At 73.9% G+C, this 17,943-nt stretch carries 20 protein-coding genes; 6 read left to right on the forward strand and 14 right to left on the reverse strand.

The genetic code is table 11. From position 1 onward, the window contains the following. Positions 1-24: 24 nt before the first annotated feature. Positions 25-1,770, forward strand: coding sequence for a malto-oligosyltrehalose trehalohydrolase (gene treZ, locus ABZ457_RS01745; RefSeq protein WP_359153085.1), 1,746 nt, complete (start codon positions 25-27; stop codon positions 1,768-1,770). A 94-nt stretch (positions 1,771-1,864) separates the two neighbouring features. Here treZ and ABZ457_RS01750 read toward each other — a convergent pair whose 3' ends face one another. The 3 genes from ABZ457_RS01750 to ABZ457_RS01760 all read right to left on the reverse strand — a co-directional run bounded on the left by ABZ457_RS01750 (position 1,865) and on the right by ABZ457_RS01760 (position 4,878). Beyond that, positions 1,865-3,019, reverse strand: a complete 1,155-nt coding sequence (locus ABZ457_RS01750; RefSeq protein WP_359152738.1) for an aminopeptidase P family protein — start codon at positions 3,017-3,019, stop codon at positions 1,865-1,867. 131 nt (positions 3,020-3,150) lie between these two features. Continuing rightward, a complete protein-coding gene (locus tag ABZ457_RS01755) occupies positions 3,151-4,119 on the reverse strand; it encodes a hypothetical protein (RefSeq protein WP_359152740.1) in 969 nt (322 codons plus the stop codon). Positions 4,120-4,227: 108 nt separating this feature from the next. Further along, positions 4,228-4,878, reverse strand: a complete 651-nt coding sequence (locus ABZ457_RS01760; RefSeq protein ID WP_359152742.1) for a nucleoside/nucleotide kinase family protein — start codon at positions 4,876-4,878, stop codon at positions 4,228-4,230. A 43-nt stretch (positions 4,879-4,921) separates the two neighbouring features. Between ABZ457_RS01760 and ABZ457_RS01765 the strand changes: the two genes are divergently transcribed. Further along, entirely contained in the window at positions 4,922-5,314 is a 393-nt protein-coding gene (locus ABZ457_RS01765; protein ID WP_359152744.1) for a VOC family protein, read from the forward strand. Between the two features lie 13 nt (positions 5,315-5,327). Here ABZ457_RS01765 and ABZ457_RS01770 read toward each other — a convergent pair whose 3' ends face one another. Continuing rightward, positions 5,328-6,554, reverse strand: coding sequence for a lactonase family protein (locus ABZ457_RS01770; protein ID WP_359152746.1), 1,227 nt, complete (start codon positions 6,552-6,554; stop codon positions 5,328-5,330). A 155-nt stretch (positions 6,555-6,709) separates the two neighbouring features. On the opposite strand from ABZ457_RS01770, the gene ABZ457_RS01775 reads away from it, so the two are divergent. Next, positions 6,710-7,471 (forward strand): hypothetical protein, encoded by a 762-nt coding sequence (locus tag ABZ457_RS01775; protein ID WP_359152748.1) that lies wholly within the window; start codon positions 6,710-6,712, stop codon positions 7,469-7,471. Positions 7,472-7,503: 32 nt separating this feature from the next. Beyond that, entirely contained in the window at positions 7,504-7,983 is a 480-nt protein-coding gene (locus ABZ457_RS01780) for an SUKH-4 family immunity protein (RefSeq protein ID WP_359152750.1), read from the forward strand. Here ABZ457_RS01780 and ABZ457_RS01785 read toward each other — a convergent pair. After that, positions 7,932-8,468 (reverse strand): ATP-binding protein, encoded by a 537-nt coding sequence (locus ABZ457_RS01785; protein ID WP_359152752.1) that lies wholly within the window; start codon positions 8,466-8,468, stop codon positions 7,932-7,934. The genes ABZ457_RS01780 and ABZ457_RS01785 overlap by 52 nt on opposite strands. Positions 8,469-8,631: 163 nt before the next feature. Between ABZ457_RS01785 and ABZ457_RS01790 the strand changes: the two genes are divergently transcribed. Further along, positions 8,632-9,471 carry a helix-turn-helix transcriptional regulator gene (locus ABZ457_RS01790; protein ID WP_359152754.1) on the forward strand — a complete coding sequence of 280 codons (840 nt, stop codon included), beginning with the start codon at positions 8,632-8,634 and terminating at the stop codon, positions 9,469-9,471. Further along, positions 9,468-9,719: a DUF397 domain-containing protein gene (locus ABZ457_RS01795; RefSeq protein WP_359152756.1), complete on the forward strand. Its 252-nt coding sequence runs from the start codon at positions 9,468-9,470 to the stop codon at positions 9,717-9,719. The genes ABZ457_RS01790 and ABZ457_RS01795 overlap by 4 nt, the downstream gene beginning before the upstream one ends. Before the next feature lie 2 nt (positions 9,720-9,721). Here ABZ457_RS01795 and ABZ457_RS01800 read toward each other — a convergent pair whose 3' ends face one another. The 9 genes from ABZ457_RS01800 to ABZ457_RS01840 all read right to left on the reverse strand — a co-directional run bounded on the left by ABZ457_RS01800 (position 9,722) and on the right by ABZ457_RS01840 (position 17,928). Beyond that, a complete protein-coding gene (locus ABZ457_RS01800; RefSeq protein ID WP_359152758.1) occupies positions 9,722-11,548 on the reverse strand; it encodes a hypothetical protein in 1,827 nt (608 codons plus the stop codon). Between the two features lie 28 nt (positions 11,549-11,576). Further along, positions 11,577-12,638, reverse strand: a complete 1,062-nt coding sequence (locus tag ABZ457_RS01805) for a MoxR family ATPase (protein ID WP_359152760.1) — start codon at positions 12,636-12,638, stop codon at positions 11,577-11,579. A gap of 181 nt (positions 12,639-12,819) precedes the next feature. Beyond that, a complete protein-coding gene (locus ABZ457_RS01810) occupies positions 12,820-13,305 on the reverse strand; it encodes a hypothetical protein (RefSeq protein WP_359152762.1) in 486 nt (161 codons plus the stop codon). After that, positions 13,302-13,628 (reverse strand): hypothetical protein, encoded by a 327-nt coding sequence (locus ABZ457_RS01815; RefSeq protein ID WP_359152764.1) that lies wholly within the window; start codon positions 13,626-13,628, stop codon positions 13,302-13,304. Before ABZ457_RS01815 ends, ABZ457_RS01810 begins: the two co-directional genes overlap by 4 nt. 67 nt (positions 13,629-13,695) lie before the next feature. Beyond that, positions 13,696-14,238 carry a PH domain-containing protein gene (locus ABZ457_RS01820; RefSeq protein WP_359152766.1) on the reverse strand — a complete coding sequence of 181 codons (543 nt, stop codon included), beginning with the start codon at positions 14,236-14,238 and terminating at the stop codon, positions 13,696-13,698. 125 nt (positions 14,239-14,363) lie between these two features. Further along, on the reverse strand, positions 14,364-14,771 hold the full coding sequence (gene msrB, locus ABZ457_RS01825; RefSeq protein ID WP_359152768.1) for a peptide-methionine (R)-S-oxide reductase MsrB: 408 nt from the start codon (positions 14,769-14,771) through the stop codon (positions 14,364-14,366). Continuing rightward, complete coding sequence (murC, locus tag ABZ457_RS01830; RefSeq protein WP_359152770.1) at positions 14,771-16,177, reverse strand: UDP-N-acetylmuramate--L-alanine ligase; 1,407 nt, start codon at positions 16,175-16,177, stop codon at positions 14,771-14,773. Before murC ends, msrB begins: the two co-directional genes overlap by 1 nt. Positions 16,178-16,366: 189 nt before the next feature. Next, on the reverse strand, positions 16,367-16,819 hold the full coding sequence (locus ABZ457_RS01835; RefSeq protein ID WP_359152772.1) for an indole-3-glycerol phosphate synthase: 453 nt from the start codon (positions 16,817-16,819) through the stop codon (positions 16,367-16,369). A 146-nt stretch (positions 16,820-16,965) separates the two neighbouring features. Beyond that, complete coding sequence (locus ABZ457_RS01840; protein ID WP_359152774.1) at positions 16,966-17,928, reverse strand: pyrimidine reductase family protein; 963 nt, start codon at positions 17,926-17,928, stop codon at positions 16,966-16,968. Positions 17,929-17,943 lie beyond the last annotated feature (15 nt).

The following is a 17,943-nucleotide window of genomic DNA, read 5'->3' on the forward strand; positions in this document are numbered from 1 at the left end:
ACCGACGACGAGGGGACGCGAGTGCTGCTGTTCGAGGTGTGGGCGCCGAACGCCGAGGAGCACGTGACGCTGTGGCTGGACGGCGAGGAGCTCCCGATGGAGCGGGCCCAGGGCCGGCCCGGCTGGTGGGAGGCCGAGGCGGAGGCCGGGGACGGCGCCCGGTACGGCTTCGCGGTCGACGGCGGCCCCGTCCGGCCCGATCCGCGTTCCCGCCGGCTGCCCGACGGCCCGGACGGCCCGGGCGCGGTCGTCGACCAGGGGGCGCACGCCTGGCGGCACGACTGGCCGGGGCGGGGGCTGAACGGCGCGGTCCTCTACGAGCTGCACATCGGCACCTACACCCCGGCGGGCACCCTCGACGCCGCCGCCGCGCACCTGGGCGAACTCGCCGAACTCGGCGTCACCCATGTCGAGCTGATGCCCCTCTGCCCCTTCCCCGGCACCCACGGCTGGGGTTACGACGGGGTCGCGCCGTGGGCGGTGCACGAGCCGTACGGCGGCCCCGAGGCGCTGAAGCGATTCGTCGACACGGCTCACGGCCACGGCCTCGGCGTGGTCCTGGACGTGGTGCACAACCACCTCGGCCCGGCGGGCAACTACCTCCCCGTCTTCGGGCCCTACTTCACGGACACCCACCACACACCGTGGGGCGCGGCGGTCAATCTGGACGCCCCCGGTTCGGACGAGGTCCGGGCGTACCTCCTGGGCAGTGCGCTGGCCTGGCTGCGGGACTACCGGCTCGACGGACTGCGGCTGGACGCCGTCCACACGCTGGTCGACACCCGGGCGCTGACCTTCCTGGAGGAACTGGCGGCGGCGGTGGACGGACTGGCGGCGGACCTGGGGCGGCCGCTCTTCCTGATCGCCGAGTCCGACCTGTGCGACCCGCGCACCACGACCCCCCGCCCCCAGGGCGGCATCGGCCTGCACGCCCAGTGGAACGACGACTTCCACCACGCCCTGCACACCGCCCTGACCGGCGAGTCCCAGGGCTACTACGCCGACTTCGCGACCGCCCCGATGGCCGCCCTCGCCAAGACCCTGACCCGCGCCTTCTTCCACGACGGCACCTACTCGACCTTCCGGGGCCGCACCCACGGACGGCCCGTCAACACCGCGACCACACCCGCGCACCGGTTCGTCGCCTACTCCCAGACCCATGACCAGATCGGCAACCGGGCCCTCGGCGACCGCCTGTCGGCCACGCTCACCCCCGGCCTCCAGGCGTGCGCGGCGGCCCTGGTGCTCACCGGCCCGGCCACGCCGATGCTGTTCATGGGCGAGGAGTGGGGCGCCGGGACCCCGTGGCAGTACTTCACCGACCACACCGACCCGGAGCTGGCGGAGGCCGTACGAGCGGGCCGGCGGCGGGAGTTCGCCGAGCACGGCTGGCAGGCGGAGCAGATCCCCGACCCGCAGGCCCCCGCCACCCGCGACCGGTCCTGCCTGGACCGCGCGGAACGCGAACGGGAGCCGCACGCAGGCCTGCTGGCCTGGTACCGGGAGCTGATCGCACTGCGCCGCACCCTGCCGGACCTCACGGACCCGGACCTCGCGGCGGTGAAGGTCGCCTTCGACGAGCAGGGCAAGTGGCTGGCCTACCGCCGGGGCGACACCCGGGTCGCGGTGAACCTCGGCCCGGACCCGGCCGCGATCCCGCTCGGGGGCGGCGGCCGGATCGCGGCGGCCTGGGGCAAGGTCCAGCCCCCGGACGGCGACGGGGTGCTGCACCTCTCCCCGGAGAGCTGCGTGGTCCTCACCGGCGCCTGACCTGCACCGGACCGAGGCCCCCGCACACCGGTGACACGTGACCGGTGGACGGAGGCCGGCCGGCACCGGTCATGTGTCACCCGACCGCCCGGCGCTACTCGACGATCGCCATCTCCCGCGAGGTGTTGTTGAAGCGCCGGGCGCCGTCCTCCGTCACCGTGACGATGTCCTCGATCCGCACCCCGAACCGCCCCGGCAGATAGATGCCCGGCTCCACCGAGAAGCACATCCCGGGCACCAGCGGCTGCTCCTCGCCCTCGATCATGTACGGCGGTTCATGGGTGGTGACGCCGATGCCGTGGCCGGTGCGGTGGATGAACAGATCCCCGTACCCGGCCGCCTCGATGATCTCCCGGGCCGCGCGGTCCACGTCCTGGCAGGCGGCGCCCGGCCGGACCGCCTCGACGCCCGCCTGCTGGGCCTCCCGGACCACGTCGTGGACGTGCTGCTCGGCGACCGAGGGCTCGCCCACGTGCACGGTCCGGGTGGTGTCGGAGCCGTAGCCGTCCTTGAGGCCGCCGAAGTCGAGGACCACGGTGTCGCCGTGCTCGATGACGCGTTCACCGGCCTCGTGGTGCGGGTTGGCGCCGTTGGGGCCCGAGCCGACGACGGTGAAGTCCACCTGGGAGTGGCCGAACCGCAGCAGCAGGGCCGCGAGGTCGGCGGCGACCTCGGACTCCCGGCGGCCCGCGAAGCGCACCGTCAGGATCTCGCCGTACGCCCGGTCCGCCGCCTCTCCGGCGGCGGCGAGGCGGGCGAGTTCATGCGCGTCCTTCACCGCCCGGAGCATGGGCAGCGCGGCGGTGAGGGAGACGTACGAGGCGTCCGGCAGGGCCTGTTGAAGGCCGAGCAGGTGCAGGGCCCAGGTGTTGTCACTGACCGCGAAGCGCCCGGTGGCGCCGAGGAGCGGGGCGACGGTGGCGTACGGGTCCGCGCCGTCGGTCCAGTTGCGGAGGCTGAGCGCGGGGCCGCCGACCGACCCGGCGGCGTCGGGTGCCTCCAGGGTGGGGACGACCAGGACCGGGTCCTCGCCCGCGCGGAGCACCAGGACGGTCAGGCGCTCGGTGGGCACCGGCAGATAGCCGGTGAGGTGGATCAGGTCGGGTCCGGGGGCGACCAGGACGCCGTCCAGCCCCGCGTCGGCGGCGGCCTCGGCGGCCCGGTCCATCCGGACCCGGTAGTCCTCGGCGGTGAACGGCTCCGGGCCGGGCCGGTCCGCGGCGGACGGCGTCGGGGTGGTGCTCGTCATGCGGGTCTCCCTGGTTCGTCGGTCGCCGGGGTACGCGCCGGGCCCGGCCCGCCCCGCCTGCCATGGTCGTCCGCGCCGCGCCGGGGCGCGAGTGCGCCTCGGGCCGGGTCGGCGTCGGAGCAGGTCCGGGCTCAGGCCGGGTCGGGACCGTCGCCGTCCTCCGCGACCAGCCGTTCCAGCAGCTCCTGGAAGTCCCCGTCGACGACGATCTTCAGGCCGCCGCTCTCCTCGTCCCGGTCGCTGAGCTGCGTGAACGTTCCGTCGCGCCACCAGTACACATAGGGGCTGATGGCCCCGGGGGTGTCCTCGAAGCCGCCGGCGGCGAAGGCGGCCATCCCGTTCAGGGCGCGGATCATGCCGGTGTCGTGGATGGCGTGGAAGGCGAGCTGGTGGCGGAAGGGCATCGCGACCAGGGCGCCGTCCTTGCCCAGCTCCTTCCCCGTGACCTGGCGGACCACCGCGTCCAGGGCCAGGACCCGGCTCGCGGTGTAGAAGGAGTCGCCGAGGACCACCTCGAAGCGCATCCCCTCGGCGTCGCGGATGGTCTCGTGCGCCTCCACCGGGAGCCCGCGGAGGTTGTAGAACGCCTGCTCACGGAGGTAGGGCAGGTCACCGAGGGGAGCCAGGGCCTCGTCGGTGAGCATCATGACGCTCTCGGGGAGGTCCAGCGCCAGGATCTCGAACAGCCCGGGGGCGACGGTCCGGGCGTAGGCGAAGTGCTCCGGGTCGAGCCCTTCCGCGCCGACCACGCGCGGGTAGAGCTGGGCGCGGATCTGCTCGGCGGGGAGGGTGTCCAGGGCGGACGGGGCGTCCATGGTGCGCAGCACCATTCCGATGTGCCGGTGGACGAGTCCGGGCCAGACGCGCGGGCCGCGGTCGTCGTTGTGGCAGACGGCGGCCAGGTTGCCGAGGCCGAACTGTCGCCCGGAACTGTCGGTCACCATGTCCGCGTAGACGGTGACCTCCAGGCCGTGTTCGGCGAACTGCTCGCGCACCAGGCCCCGGAAGCGCGCCCCCTCGGCGGCCGAGAAGTAGGCGAACTCGGCATCCCGGGGCCCGTCCTGCCCGTCGCGCTTCGGCCCCCGCCGGAACCACCCCACGTCGACCGCCTCCGTCTTCCCTCGTCTCCGACTCCGAGCCTACCGAGGGGCGCGCGGGGGCGGTCGGGGCAGGTCGATCACCAGGCCGGGCCGCGCCGGGGCGCGCGCTCAGGGCAGGTCGACGACCAGGTCCGCCCGGTCCCGGCCCGCCTCCACCAGCCGGGCGTTGGCCTCGTCGGACTCCCGGACCCAGCGCGCGGCGCGGGCGGGCTCCTTCCCGTACCGGACGTGCCGCGCGACGAGCCGCCGGACCCGCTCGGCCTCCTCGGTCCGCACGAACCAGACCTCGTCCAGCAGGGGGCGCACCCGGGCCCAGTGGCCGGCGTCGTGCAGAAGGTAGTTGCCCTCGGTGACGACCAGGGGGATCTCCGCCGGGACGGGCAGCGCCCCGGCGACGGGCTCTTCCAGGGCCCGGTCGAAGTCGGGCGCGTAGACGGTGGTGCCGGGTTCGGGGGCGCGCAGGCGGGCGAGGAGGGCGGCGTACCCGGCGGCGTCGAAGGTGTCCGGCGCGCCCTTGCGGTCCGCGCGGCCGAGGCGGTCCAGCTCCTTCCCGGCCAGGTGGAAGCCGTCCATGGGCACCAGGACCGCGCCGCCGTCCAGGGCCGCGACCAGGCGGGCGGCGAGGGTGGACTTCCCGGCGCCGGGCGCGCCCGCGATCCCGAGGATGCGCCGCCGCCCGGGGCGGGCCAGCGCACGGGCCCGGTCGGCGAGCAGCGGCAGGGGGTCGGGCGGCGGGGCCGGGGGCGGGGTGGTCGGCATGGCGGTGATTGTCGCATCCGAGTGATACGTATAACGTGCCCGTATGCCCTCCATCGCCCTCGTCACCCTGGTCGTCGACGACTACGACGACGCCCTCGCCTTCTACACCCGCGCCCTCGGCTTCGAGCTGGTCGAGGACACCGACCGCGGCGACGGCTCACGCTGGGTCGTGGTCCGCCCGCCCGGCGCCCCGCGGGGCACCGGCCTCCTCCTCGCCCGCGCCTCCGGCGACGACCAGCGCCGGGCCGTTGGCGCGCAGACCGGCGGCCGGGTCGGCTTCTTCCTGCACACGGACGACTTCGCACGCGACCACGCCCGGATGACCGGGGCGGGCGTCCGCTTCCTGGAGGAGCCCCGCCACGAGGAGTACGGCTCGGTGGCGGTCTTCGAGGACCTGTACGGCAACCGGTGGGACCTGCTGGAGCCGCGCGGGTAGCGCGGGGACCCGGTCAGCGGGGCAGGGCGCAGGACGCCCCCGGCGCGGTGAACGGCCGCCCGGCGGGGCGCAGTTCGCCCGACTTCGCGTCCACGCGGTGGACGCTCACCGTCCCGGAGCGCTGGTTCGCCGCGAAGAGCAGCCGCCCCGACGGCGAGAGCGCGATCTGACGGGGGAACGCGCCCCCGGCCGGCACGCTGTCCACCAGCCGCAGCCGCGCTCCGCCCGCCTCCACGGCGTACCGGACGAGCGTGTCGGGCCCCCGGTTGGCGAGGTACGCGTACCGGCCGTCCGGGGTCACCGCGAGGTTGGCCGGGTACGCGGTGCCCGGGCCGCTGCCGCCGGTCGGCTGGGGGCGGGCGGGACGGAGGCGGCCGGTGCGGGGGTCGTAGGCGCAGACCTGGACGGTGTCGTCGAGTTCATTGGCGAGGTACGCGTACCGCCCGGACGGGTGGAAGGTCAGATGCCGGGGTCCGGCACCGGCCCGCACGGTGGTGCGGGCGGTCTCGGCGAGGGTGCCCGCGCGGGTGTCCAGCCGGTAGGTGTAGACGGTGTCGGTGCCGAGGTCCACGGCGAGGACGTGCCCGCCGGGGGCCGTGAGGATCTGGTGGGCGTGCGGCCCGTCCTGGCCCGGCCCGGGGCGCGGACTGCCGTGCACCACACGGTCGGTGGCCGCGCCGAGGGCCCCGTCCGCCGCGACGGGATGCACGGCGACGCTGCCCGAGCCGTAGTCGGCGCTCAGCAGCCAGCGGCCGGACGGATGCACGGAGAGATGGCAGGTGCCGGACCCGCCGGTCGGCCGGGTGCCGAGGACGCGGGGCGGTGCTTCCCCGTCGCCGAGGCGCACGGCGGTCACCGCGCCCTCCTCGCGCTCGTTCGCCGCGTAGAGGGTGCGGCCGTCGGGGTGGACGGCGAGGTAGGAGGGGTCCGGGACGCCCTCGACCGTGCGGCCCCCGGTGATCCGGCCGTCCGCCGCCTCGTACGCGGCGAGGCCGATGCCGTCGCCGCCACCCGCGACCGAGGTGTACGCGCCGAGGTAGAGGGGTCGCGGGCCGTCGTCCTCGGCGGGGGCCGGGGTACTCGGCGTGGCACGCGACCGCTCCCCGGAACCGCTTCCGCCGTCGCCCTCGCCTCCACCGCACGCCGTGAGCCCGACGCCCGCGAGGGCGCCCGAGGCGGCGCCGAGAAAGCGCCTCCGGTTCGCGTGCCGGGCGGTGTACGCGGTGCGGTCCGTGCCCATGCCTCCGACCCTAGGGGGTGCGCGGTGGCGGGCGCACGGACCGGGCCCGGCGAACGGGCCGGGCGACCGGCCGGGGTCACTGTCAGTGGTGGCCCGTACGGTTGGTGAAGTCGCTCGAACGTCGGCGCGACACCGGCACCACCACGGGGGAAATCATGTCCGCGACCAGCATCGTCGTGCCCGCGCAGCAGGCACCGCATCCGTCGATCACCCATGAGCCGACCCACCGCGCCCTCGCCCCGGGCGCACGGCTGGACGGCCACGGCCTGGTGAACTTCCGCCCGCTCACCGGGCCGTCCCTGGCCACGGTCACCGACCACCTGGTGGCCCTCGGCGGCGATCCGGCCGAACTCGATCCCGCCCTCGCCGGGCTGCTGCTGATCGGCCGTCTGATCGTCGAGGGGGACGAGGAGGGCGAGGAGGTCGTCCTCGACGGTGCCACCGGCCGGGTGTTCAGCATGTGGCTGTACGAGAAGTCCCCGGGCGGCGCGGAGTTGTTCCCGCTGGCCCCCTCGGTCGACGCGCTGACCCACTTCCTCGGCGCGGTGGACGATTTCCGGGGCCTGCGGGGCCCGTTCGCCGCCCTGGCGGGGCGCACGGGCCCGGCGGCGGTCCGGGAGGCGGAGGAGCTGCTGACGGCGGTCTTCACCGGCTCCGCCGCCGGATCCGCCGGGTCCGGTGGGTCTGCGGGCTCCGTCGAGTGGGGTGAGGACGGCTGGGGTCCGGCCGGCCCCCGGTCCGGCTGGGAGCACCCGATACCGGCGTTCTGGCGGATAGCGGCCGTGATGCGCCCGCTCGGCCTGATCGCCGGTCCGGGCGCGGGGCTGGCCCTGGACCTGCCGGACGGGCTGCTGGACGGCGTCTTCGGCGCGGACGGCATGGTGCGGCTCACCGACGCCGAGCTGCCCCGGCCCTGACCCACGCGCCGACCCGCCGCTTCCTCACCGAGGTGGGCCTCCCGCGCGACGGCTTCATGTTCTACGGCCCCGACAAGGAGCCGCTGTGCACGCTCCCGGAGGACTGGGCGGACTCGCGGGCCCGCCCCTCGCACGCCCATCTCTGGGACGGCACCGAGCAGTTGCCGCCGGACGCGGAGCACCTGATCGTGCTCGGCGGCCTGGTCCACGACTTCGACGTCCTTCTCGACGGCCGCACCGGGGCCCTGTTCCACACCGAGCTGGGCGCGGACCACGTGGTCCCGGTCAACGCGGACGTGTCCACGCTCGCCTTCACCCTCTGGCTCCACCAGCGGGAGCAGGTCCTCGACAAGGGGCACGACTTCACCCAGGACTTCTACCACCAGCTCGCCGACACGATGATCGAGGTGCTGGCCTCGGTCGACCCGGTGGCCTGCCGCCCCGCCGAGGGACCGGACGACTACCGGTACTGGCCGGAGGTCCTGCACGACGAGGCCGGAGGTGTCCTCTGAGCCGACCCGGCCCGGCCTGACCCGGGCGCCGCCGGGGACGGGGTGAGGTCGATCTCCGCGCGGACGGTCTTGCCCACGGGCACCCGGTCGAGCACCTCCCAGCGGTCCGCCAGGGAGGCGACGAGCAGCAGCCCGCGCCCGCCGCCGTCCAGGGCCGCCGGTGCGGTCAGGGCGTCCGGGCCGGGCGGGCGGCGCTCCCCGCGCGTGTCGGAGACCTCGATGCGCAGCACGTCCGGGCTGAGGGTGAGCCGCAGTTCGAAGTCGCGCCCGGGCACGCGGCCGTGGGTGGCCGCGTTCGCGGCCAGTTCCGCGACGACCACGGCGGCGGTGGCGGAGAGGTCGGAGCCGAACGCGGCGGCGTCCCAGGCGTCGAGCTGGTGGACCGCAAGCCGGCGGGCGAGGCGGGCCCCGAGCGGGGTCGAGCTGAAACGCTGGGTGAACACACGTACGGTGCCCGGCTGTTGCGGGGCTACGGGTGAATGCATGCCTCCACCCTGGCGTCCGCGCACGTCGGACCCCAGATCAGGAACCCGTACGCTCGGTCAGCGTACGGGTACGCAGGGTGGACAGTAGGGGTCACCGACCGTGACGATGAGGCGGGCGCGGGCGTTGCGCAACTCAGGGAACCTGCAAGGGAGGTGGCCGTCCATGACGGGAACGGCGAGCAGCGGCGGTAGCGGAGAGCCGGAGACCTCGGACAGCCTGAAGGCGTTCGGGGCCGTGGTCCAGGCGTTCAGGAAGCGGGCGGGGCTGACACAGGAGCAGTTCGCGCCGCTGGTGGGGTACTCGGTGCCCACGGTCGCGTCCATCGAGCAGGGCCGGCGCTTCCCGCCGGACGCGTTCGTGGAGCGCGCGGAGGACGTACTCGACGCGTTCGGGGCGATCCGGGGCGCGGCAAAGCATCTATCCCGGCAGCCGGGGCTGGCGAGTTGGTTCCGCCGGTGGGCGGAGCTGGAGGCGAAGGCGCTGAGCCTCTACACGTACGAGTGCCGGATGGTGCCGGGACTCCTCCAGACCGAGGCGTACGCCCTGCGGCTCTTCACGGACCAGTTACCTCCCCTCGGGGACGACCAGATCGACGCCAACATGGTCAAGCGACTGGAACGTCAGGCGCTACTGACGGGGCGTCCGAACACCTCCTACAGCTTCATCATCGAGGAGCATGTGCTGCTGCGGCAGTTGGGCGGTCTGGAGCTGACCCGTGAGCAGCTGGACCACCTGATCGAGGTGGCACAGCTCCGCAACGTGGAGGTCCAGGTCATGCCCCTGGTCGGTGAGAGCCACGCGGGCCTGAACGGCCCCCTCCGGCTCCTGGAGACCCCGGAGCATCAGCGCCTCGCCTACAGCGAAGGGCAGGAGAACGGACACCTCATCGCCGAACCGAAAGTGGTCAGCATGCTCCAGATGCGGTATGCCAGGATGCGATCACAGGCCCTTCCCCTGAAGGAATCCCTGGGCCTGTTGCGGCAGATGCGAGGAGCGACATGAGCGGTACCACCACCGAACTGGCCTGGTTCAAGAGCAGTTACAGCAGCGGCTCCGGCGACGACTGCGTGGAGGTCGCGCTGTCCTGGCACAAGTCCACCTACAGCGGCGGTGACGGCGACTCCTGCGTCGAGGTCGCCGCCTGCCCCGACACCGTCCACGTCCGGGACTCCAAGGTCACCGACGGCCCCCAGTTCGCCGTCGCGCCCGCCGCCTGGACCGCGTTCGTCGGCCTGGCCCGCCGGGCCTGACCTCACGTCAGGCGGAAGACCGGGCCGCGGGGCGTGAACGGCAGGGACGCGCCCTGCGGCACCAGGTAGGCGTGTTCGCGGCGCACGCGGAGCACGTCGCACCAGCCGTCGGTGATGACCAGCACCGGCGCGTCCGGCGGGAAGTCCCGGGCGCGCTGGAGCAGGTCGATGCCCGGCTGGAGGGCCGTCCCGCCGCGTCCGCGCACCCGGACCCGGCCCGCGATCTCGGTCGGCGGGAGGTACCCGGCGTCGTAGGCGGCCGCGTCGCAGAACACGACCCGGGCGGCGGGCACGTCGCGGGCCTCCGCGTAGGAGGCGATCGCGCCGAGCGCCTTGCCGAGGAGCTGCGCGTTCATCGAGCCCGAGGTGTCCAGGACGACGCCGAAGGTGCAGCGCGGGGTCTCCTCGGCGGGGAAGTACCGGCCCGCGCGCGGGATGTCGGGCGTGGACGCCTGGCGGCGGGCCGGGCGCGCGTAGGAGCGGACGGGCTCGGGCCGGGGCACGTACTCGTCGAACCAGCGCGCGAGACGCGCGTCCCACGGCACCGGCGGGTGGGCGAGGGCGCGGATCTCCTGCACCAGCCCGGCGGGGAGCAGTCCGCGTTCCCCGGCGGAGTGCAGTTCGAAGCCCTGGGTGAGGCCGCGCCGGTAGAACTCGTCCAGGTCGGTGTAGGGCCGGGAGCCGGGGTGCGGCAGCGCGTCCCCGAGGATGTCGCCCGCGCCCTTGCCGCGCAGGGTGGCCAGGCGGCGGTGGCGGCGCAGATCGGTGACGATCCGGTCGTAGACCTCCTCCACCGAGAGGTCCTTCAGCTCCGGGTCGTGGAGCAGCCCCTCCGGCATGTCCCCGACGCGCATCTCGACCAGCCAGCCGTTGACGACGTAGTCGGCGGCGACGTTGAAGAGGAACGGGTCGCGTGCGCCCCGGCGTTCGCCGTGGCGGAGGGCGGCGTGCAGCATCTCGTGGGCGAGGATGAAGCGCCACTCCTCGTCGGTGAAGGTGCGCAGCGGGTTGATGTAGATCTCGCCCGCGACGGCGCTCACGGCGGCGACGGCGATGCCCTGCGCGCGGGCGAGTTCGGCGTCCGCGACGACCGTGAGCCCGGCGGCGAGGCCGCCGAGGAGCGGGTAGGAGGAGACGAACCAGTTGAGGGCGCGGTCCCAGGGGCGCTGGGGCAGGAGTTCGCCGGTCTTCCGGTCCCGCCGGCCGCCCGCGTCGTCCATGGACTCGGAGACGCTGCGGGTGAGCGCGTGGGCGAAGGCGGTCTCCCAGTCGGGCGGGGTGCTGCCGTCCCAGGTGGGCCAGGTGACCAGCACCTGATCGGGGTGCTCCCCGGCGGTGCCGCAGTGCTCGTATCCGGCGGGGATGCCGTCGCGCCGCCAGCGGGCGGTGAGTTCCTCCTCGTCGCCGCCGGGGTAGCTCTCGGGCAGGTGCTCGGGGGCGCTGCCGACGGGGAAGGTGAGCAGGAAGCGGTTGACGACGGCGCAGCGGGCGGCGCGCGCGAAGCGGTCGGGCTGCTCGCGCACCCGCTCCTTGGACGCGGGGACGTGGCCGAAGCCGAGGTGGAGCAGGCAGTGCGCCAGGTGCCAGGCCCAGGCGGCGGGCTCGGCGCGCTTGGTGGGGTGGACGTGGACGGTGCCGTCCGAGTCGACGGCGGCGAGGCCCCCGGCGGGGGTGCGGGCGCACTTCTTGTTCCGGCAGAAGGTCGCTTCGACGGCGGCGAAGGCGGGGTTCCGCCTGACCAGGGCGAGTCCGGCGGTGAACGCCTCGGCGGCGGGGTCCGGCCGGTCGCCCTTCTTCCCGCGCCGGGCACCGCGCGGGGCGCCGCTCACCGGCGGGCCCCGGGCCCGTACGCGCCGCTCACCGGCGGGCCTCCACCAGGCGGGGCATGTCGCGGGCGGCCTCCACCAGGAACCAGGCGGGCAGCACCGGGAGGCCGTCCTCGTCGTCCGCGATGACGGTCTGGGCGACCTCCACCGAGATCTCCGCGAGCTGCACCAGCAGCGACTTGGCGCGGTAGGCGGTCTGCCGCATCGACGGCGAGACATGCTCCTTCTGCCGGGGCAGCTCCTTGACCAGACGGCCCCGGAAGGCGTCGGCGAGGTAGTAGAGCAGGTCCCGGTCCTCCGGACGGTTGGGCCAGGAGGCGTCGCCCTTGAGGATCGCCTCGATGCCGAAGGTGTGGCGGACGATCTTCGCGTAGCCGCAGAAGGAGACCGCGTGCGCGGGGGTGAGGGTGCCGTGCACGACCACCTTGAGGGTCTGCTCGTCGATGTCCGGGCCGAAGGAGTGCAGGGCGTCGGAGAGCATGTGCCAGGAGCGGGGCGTGGAGAACGGCTCCTCGGTCTTGGGCGGCTGGGACCAGAGGTGGTCCGGGCGCTCGGTGAGGTAGTCCGTCACCCAGGGGTGGATGCCGTGCTCCCCCGCCCACACCAGCCAGTCGCTCACGGACGCCCGCAGATGCACGTGGGTGAGGCGGTTGACCAGGGCGGAGGCGATGGGGCGGGCGAGGGCGTTGTCGGTGGCGCGGTTGCCCGCGCCGATGACGATGGAGCCTGCGGGCAGCTCGTAGTTCCCGATCCGGCGGTCCAGGATCAGCGAGTAGAACGCCTTCTGGACGTCGGGGGACGCGGCGTTCAGCTCGTCCAGGAACAGGCAGTACGGCTCGTCCCGCGCGATGGCCTCCGGTGGGCAGAACACGGACCGCCCGTCCCGGATCTGCGGCACCCCGATCAGGTCCTCGGGCGCGAGCTGCGTCCCGAGCAGGCTCACGCACTCCAGCCCCAGCGACTCGGCGAACCGCCGCACCAGCGACGACTTCCCGATCCCGGGCGCGCCCCACAGGAACACGGGCCGCACGGTCGCGAGACCGAGCAGCAGTTCGGGGACCTGGGCGGGAGTGACGGTGACGGCAGCCTGCACGCGGCGGAATTCCTTACGGGAGCGGTCGTTTCGGTCGCCCGCCCCGACCACGACGACTCGCCCCCGGCACCGGCCCGCCCAGTCTGCGCGGACCGGGCCCGCGCACGCAGCCGAATTTCCGCGCGTGCGGGGGCCGGCGTGCGCCGGCAACCGCGGGTGTCCCAGCGCCGGACGCGTCGGCTCACACCGCCTGGACGTGGACGTCGGCGGGGTTCAGGACGGCCAGGTACGCCGAGATGTCCTCCGGGTCACTGGTGAAGATCACGGCACTTCCGTGCTTGGCCGCAGCGAGAGCCACCCAGGCATCCACGGCGTCCGGGCGCTTCTTCGGCGGGAGGGCCGCCTGGCCAAGAGCGGTTCCGATCCTGCGCCAGTCGGTGAGGTCGGGGCCAGTCGCGCACACGATGCACTCGGGTCGGCCGGCCTTGGTGTCCCGCATGGACGGGGACGAGCCCCGGGCCTGCGGGACGGCACAGTCCCCGAGGACCCCTGCCAGCGCGTGGACCAACCGTGGGTTCGGGCGCCACACCTGGGCGAGCACCGGCCCCAGGACCAGGGCCCGGTGCGGGGTCGCCTTCAGGCCTTCGTGTAGGTGCACGGCCTTGGCCTTGCGGTCCGCCAGCGCGATGAGCATGCCCGTGTCGTACACGGGGACCCGTGCGCTCACGCCGCCTCGCCCGGCCGCGCCTCCGGCCGGTCCGCCCCGTAGACGAGTCCGAGGGCGGACTCGATCTCCCGTCGCTCCTGCTCCGTCAGGTCCTCCGCAGACGCGGGCGGCTCCGCCGGCACGCCTCCTGCCTCCGCTTCGGCAGCGGCGATCAGGGCATCCACATCGGCGAACTGCTCCTCTATGGCCTCGGTCTCCGCCATCTGCCGCGTCGCGGCATGCACGAGATAGGCCGACACATCCATACCGGCCCGCTCGGCATGCCGACGAATGGCTTCGGCCTCCTGCTGCTCAAGGCTGATGCTGATCCTGGTCTTGGCCATGCCACCATCGTATGACGCGTATTACCGCACATCAAGCGGCCCGCTCCCGGCATGCCCGATCGGAGATTCAGAGACTGTCGAGGATCTTCGCCCGGCGGTCTCTGTACTCCTCATCCGTGATGGCTCCCGCTGCGCGGAGCTGGTCCAAAGTTGCCAGGCGGCCGGCAATGTCCTGACCGGGTGCTACCGGTGGGCCCGGCGCCGCACCGGGCCCCGAGGTCGCGCCAGTCGCGACATGCATGCGCAACTGGTCCGCGATGGCCTTCCCTGCGTCCTTCGGCATGTTCTTGATATCGGCCCGGTTCCCTGATGTGTAGACAGTGAGTGTGCCCATGAGCATCCCTCCGGACCACTGCACAGATGAGATCTTGCCGTAGGGGAAGTCTTCGACAGTCTGCGACAGGATGCCGTGCTTGAGGAAGATCAGACGCATGCTGGTCATGGCAACGAGCCCGCTCCCGTTGCCGTACGTCCCTGTTGCGAGCATCTGCACGGACTCGCCCTCCCACAGCACCTCGGGCAGCCTCTGGATCTCGCGTTTTGATCCGAAAGCGCTGCCCAGCTTGGCGGCGGCGGCATCGATGTCGGGGCGGACATTCATACTGACCATCAGGCACCTTCTCGTGGGATCACTCAGCCGCGACGGAGGGCCGTGGGGGTGCCCCGCCCGAGGCTTGATCGTACCGAGCGACGTGCGTCGGAGGGGTGGAAACATCCACCCCCGCCGGTACAAGGTCAGGACGCGTCCGGCTCCAGGCGCAGGGAGACGGAGTTGATGCAGTACCGCTGGTCCGTCGGGGTCGGGTAGCCCTCGCCCTCGAAGACGTGGCCCAGGTGGGAGCCGCAGCGGGCGCAGCGGACCTCGGTGCGGAGCATGCCGTGGGAGCGGTCCTCGATCAGTTCGACGGCGTCGGTGTCCTTGGGGTCGTAGAAGGACGGCCAGCCGCAGTGGGAGGAGAACTTGGTGTCCGAGCGGAACAGCTCCGCCCCGCAGGCCCGGCAGGAGTAGACGCCGGGGGTCTTGGTGTCGGTGTACTCGCCGGTGAAGGCGGGCTCGGTGCCCGCTTGGCGCAGCACGGCGTACTCGGCGGGCGACAGCTCGGCCCGCCACTGCTCGTCGGGCTTCTCGACGTCGTACGGCATCACGCGCTCCCTCGGGTCGACAGGTGGGCCAGGACGAGCGGACCGAGGTCCGTCACGTCTCCGGCGCCCATCGTGAGAACGAGATCACCGGGCTTCGCCATTCCCGCGACCACGGCCGGGACGTCCGCCTTGTCGTGGACGGGCGTGACGTCCGCGCCCGCCGCCCGCGCCGCGTCGGTGATCAGCTCGCTGGTGACGCCCGGGATCGGGTCCTCGCGGGCCGGGTAGATGTCCAGGACGACGGAGGCGTCGGCCAGGGCGAGGGCCGCGCCCATCTCGGTGGCCAGCTCCTGGGTGCGGGAGTACAGGTGCGGCTGGAAGACGACGAGCAGCCGGGAGCCGGCGGCCGCGCCGCGCATGGCCTCCAGGTCGGCGGTCATCTCGGTGGGGTGGTGCGCGTAGGAGTCCACGACCTGGACCCCGGCCGCCTCGCCCTTGAGCTGAAGCCGCCGCCCGACCCCGGTGTACGCGGTGAGCGCCTGCGCCAGGGCGGCCGGGTCGATGCCGACCCGCGCGCCGGCCGCGAGGGCGGCGGCCGCGTTGTGGGCGTAGTGGCGGCCGGGCACCGAGACGGTGAAGGTGTGCTCGGCGCCGTCCATCACGACGGTGACCTCGCTGGTCATGCCCTTGGGCGTGATCGAGCGGATCCACACGTCGGAGTCCTCGGACTCGCCGACGGTGACGACCGCCGGGCCGCCGGGCCGGGCGGACACCCGGGCGGCCAGCTCGCGGGCCCCGGCGTGCTCGCCGACGACCAGGGTGCCGCCGGGCACGATCTTCGCGGCGAACGCCTCGAAGGACTCGTAGATCTCGTCCATGGAGGCGTAGTTGGCGTGGTGGTCCAGCTCCACGTTGAGGACGATCGCGACCTCGGGGTCGTACTTCTGGAAGCTGCGGTCGCTTTCGTCGGCCTCCGCGACGAAGACCTCGCCCTCGCCGTGGCGGGCGTTGCTGCCGGGCCCGGCCAGGTCGCCGCCGATGGCGTAGGAGGGGTCGAGGCCCAGCTCGGTGAGGGCCACGGCCAGCATCGAGGTGGTGGTCGTCTTGCCGTGGGTGCCCGCGACGGCGATCGGGCGCAGGCCGTGCATCAGGGAGGCGAGCGCGTCGGAGCGGTGGACCACCGGGACGCCCAGCTCGGCGGCGCGGGCCAGCTCGGGGTTGTCGGCGCGGATGGCGCTGGAGACGACCACACAGCTCGCGTCGTCCGCGAGGTGCCCGGCCGCGTGGCCGATGTGCACGGTGACGCCGAGGGCCCGCAGCGACTCGGAGCCGGCCGACTCCTTGGCGTCGCTCCCCGCCACCTTCGCCCCGCGCCGGGCCAGGATGCGCGCGATGCCCGACATCCCGGCGCCGCCGATGCCGATGAAGTGCGGGCGCTCCATGGCGCTGGGGACGGCGGGTGCCATGTGGCGGCCTCCTGGCTGTGCGGGTGCGCGAGTGCGCGGGACGGGCGGGTGCGTGGCGGGTCGTGCGGTGCCGGGGCCCACCCTAATGGGCCCCGGCGGGCCGCTCCGGCACCCCGGGCCCGCAGCCCCGGGGCACCCCGGGGCCCCGGGGGCAGGCGCACGGCCGAGGGCCCGCCCGCCCCGCCGCCGCTACTCGCTGTGCGCGAAGAGCTTCAGGACGGGCACCCCCACCTTGTGCCGGGCCCGGGAGGCCCAGTCCCGGTGGAAGAACTCCTCCACATAGTGCGGCTCGGTCAGGACGATCACCTCGTCCGCGCCGGACTCCTCCACCAGGGTCTTGAGTCTGTCCAGCGGATGGTCCTCCACGACCTGGCCGCGCGCCTCGGCCCCCGCCTTCCTCAGCGCGGCCAGGGAGAGTTCGAGACCCCGGTGCGCCGGGGCCTTCGCCTCGTCGCCCTCGGGCTGCTCCCCCTCGCGCACGGCTTCCTTGATCTCGCCCAGGGCCACGTCGTCGATGGCGCGCAGCAGAACGTCCGCCTGGTCACCCCGTGGCTGCATCAGCAGGACGAAGGCGACCTCCTCCTCCCCGTGGAGGGTGGTGAGGAAGTCGACGTCTTCGGATGACAGGGGCTTCTCGATCATCAGTACGCTTGTGAACACGTTCAGGAGCCCTTCTGCGGAAACCATCCTTCCCCGCGGGTCAGGCGGGGCCAGCGAGACAAGTGTGCCCCTCCGGAGCTAAGCGGAACGGTAAATTCCGCTGATTGTCACCTGCCGTGGCGCCCTTGTCACACGCGCCGGTAGCGAGTGAACAGATAGCCGGATTCCTCCAGCAGCGAGACGAGGGCGAAGCGGGCCGGATCGACGACGGACGGACCGCCCGCGATCCGCTGGGCCGCGCCCGCCGTCATCGTCGGCGAGAGGGTCAGGCACAGCTCGTCCAGCACCCCCGCCGCCGTGAACTGGCCGAGCAGCCGCGGTCCGCCCTCGGTCAGCAGCCGCCGCAGCCCGAGGTCCGCGAGGGCGCGCACGGCGCGGGCCGGGTCCACGCCCTCGCCGTCGCCCGCGACCACCACCCGGGCGCCCGCGCGCTCGGCCTCCCGCACCCGGTCCGCCGGGGCGGACGCGCCGGTGAGGACGAGGGTGGGGGTCAGCGGCGCGGTGAAAAGCGGAAGGGAGAAGTCCAGGTCCAGCGAGGCGGTGACCACGGCGATGGCCGGGGCGGGCCCCTGCCCGGCCGCCGCCCGCCGCGCGGCGAACGCCTCCCGGGCCCTGGCCGGCCGGTACCCCTCCTGCCGGACGGTCTCCGCGCCCACCACGACCGCGTCGGCGAGGGCGCGCAGGGTGCCGAAGACCCGCATGTCGGCGGCGGAGGAGATGGGCTGGGAGCGGCCGTCGTGCTGGGCGGCGCCGTCGAGGGTGGAGACCATGTTGGCGCGCAGCCAGGCGCCGGTCCGGGCCACGGGTCCGGAAGCGGCACCGGCACCGGTCCCGGCCGCGGACCCGGCCGCTCCCGGGGCGGAAGCGGAAGCCGGATCGAAGGCGGCCCCGGAAGCCGGTCCGGAGGCGGAGGCCGGTCCGGAAGCGGGAGCGGAAGCCGGTCCGGAGGCGGCCGGATCGTATACGGAGGCGTCCGGGTACGCGTAGGCGTCGGCCAGCGCGTCGAACGACCACTCCCCCGCCGCCCCGCCCCCCTCGCCCCGGCCCTCGGATTCGGATGTCTGGTCGGTCACAGGGAACAGGCGTCGCATGCCGAGCAGTCTTAC

Source organism: Streptomyces sp. NPDC005805 (assembly GCF_040630445.1).
Classification (GTDB): domain Bacteria; phylum Actinomycetota; class Actinomycetes; order Streptomycetales; family Streptomycetaceae; genus Streptomyces.

Coding starts and splice junctions, on each gene's coding strand:
- ABZ457_RS01750 (WP_359152738.1), bottom strand. CDS start 3,019: ATGACGAGCACCACCCCGACGCCGTCCGCCGCGGACCGGCCCGGCCCG.
- ABZ457_RS01760 (WP_359152742.1), bottom strand. CDS start 4,878: ATGCCGACCACCCCGCCCCCGGCCCCGCCGCCCGACCCCCTGCCGCTG.
- ABZ457_RS01765 (WP_359152744.1), top strand. CDS start 4,922: ATGCCCTCCATCGCCCTCGTCACCCTGGTCGTCGACGACTACGACGAC.
- ABZ457_RS01770 (WP_359152746.1), bottom strand. CDS start 6,554: ATGGGCACGGACCGCACCGCGTACACCGCCCGGCACGCGAACCGGAGG.
- ABZ457_RS01775 (WP_359152748.1), top strand. CDS start 6,710: ATGTCCGCGACCAGCATCGTCGTGCCCGCGCAGCAGGCACCGCATCCG.
- ABZ457_RS01785 (WP_359152752.1), bottom strand. CDS start 8,468: ATGCATTCACCCGTAGCCCCGCAACAGCCGGGCACCGTACGTGTGTTC.
- ABZ457_RS01790 (WP_359152754.1), top strand. CDS start 8,632: ATGACGGGAACGGCGAGCAGCGGCGGTAGCGGAGAGCCGGAGACCTCG.
- ABZ457_RS01795 (WP_359152756.1), top strand. CDS start 9,468: ATGAGCGGTACCACCACCGAACTGGCCTGGTTCAAGAGCAGTTACAGC.
- ABZ457_RS01815 (WP_359152764.1), bottom strand. CDS start 13,628: ATGGCCAAGACCAGGATCAGCATCAGCCTTGAGCAGCAGGAGGCCGAA.
- ABZ457_RS01820 (WP_359152766.1), bottom strand. CDS start 14,238: ATGGTCAGTATGAATGTCCGCCCCGACATCGATGCCGCCGCCGCCAAG.
- msrB (WP_359152768.1), bottom strand. CDS start 14,771: ATGCCGTACGACGTCGAGAAGCCCGACGAGCAGTGGCGGGCCGAGCTG.
- murC (WP_359152770.1), bottom strand. CDS start 16,177: ATGGCACCCGCCGTCCCCAGCGCCATGGAGCGCCCGCACTTCATCGGC.
- ABZ457_RS01835 (WP_359152772.1), bottom strand. CDS start 16,819: ATGATCGAGAAGCCCCTGTCATCCGAAGACGTCGACTTCCTCACCACC.
- ABZ457_RS01840 (WP_359152774.1), bottom strand. CDS start 17,928: ATGCGACGCCTGTTCCCTGTGACCGACCAGACATCCGAATCCGAGGGC.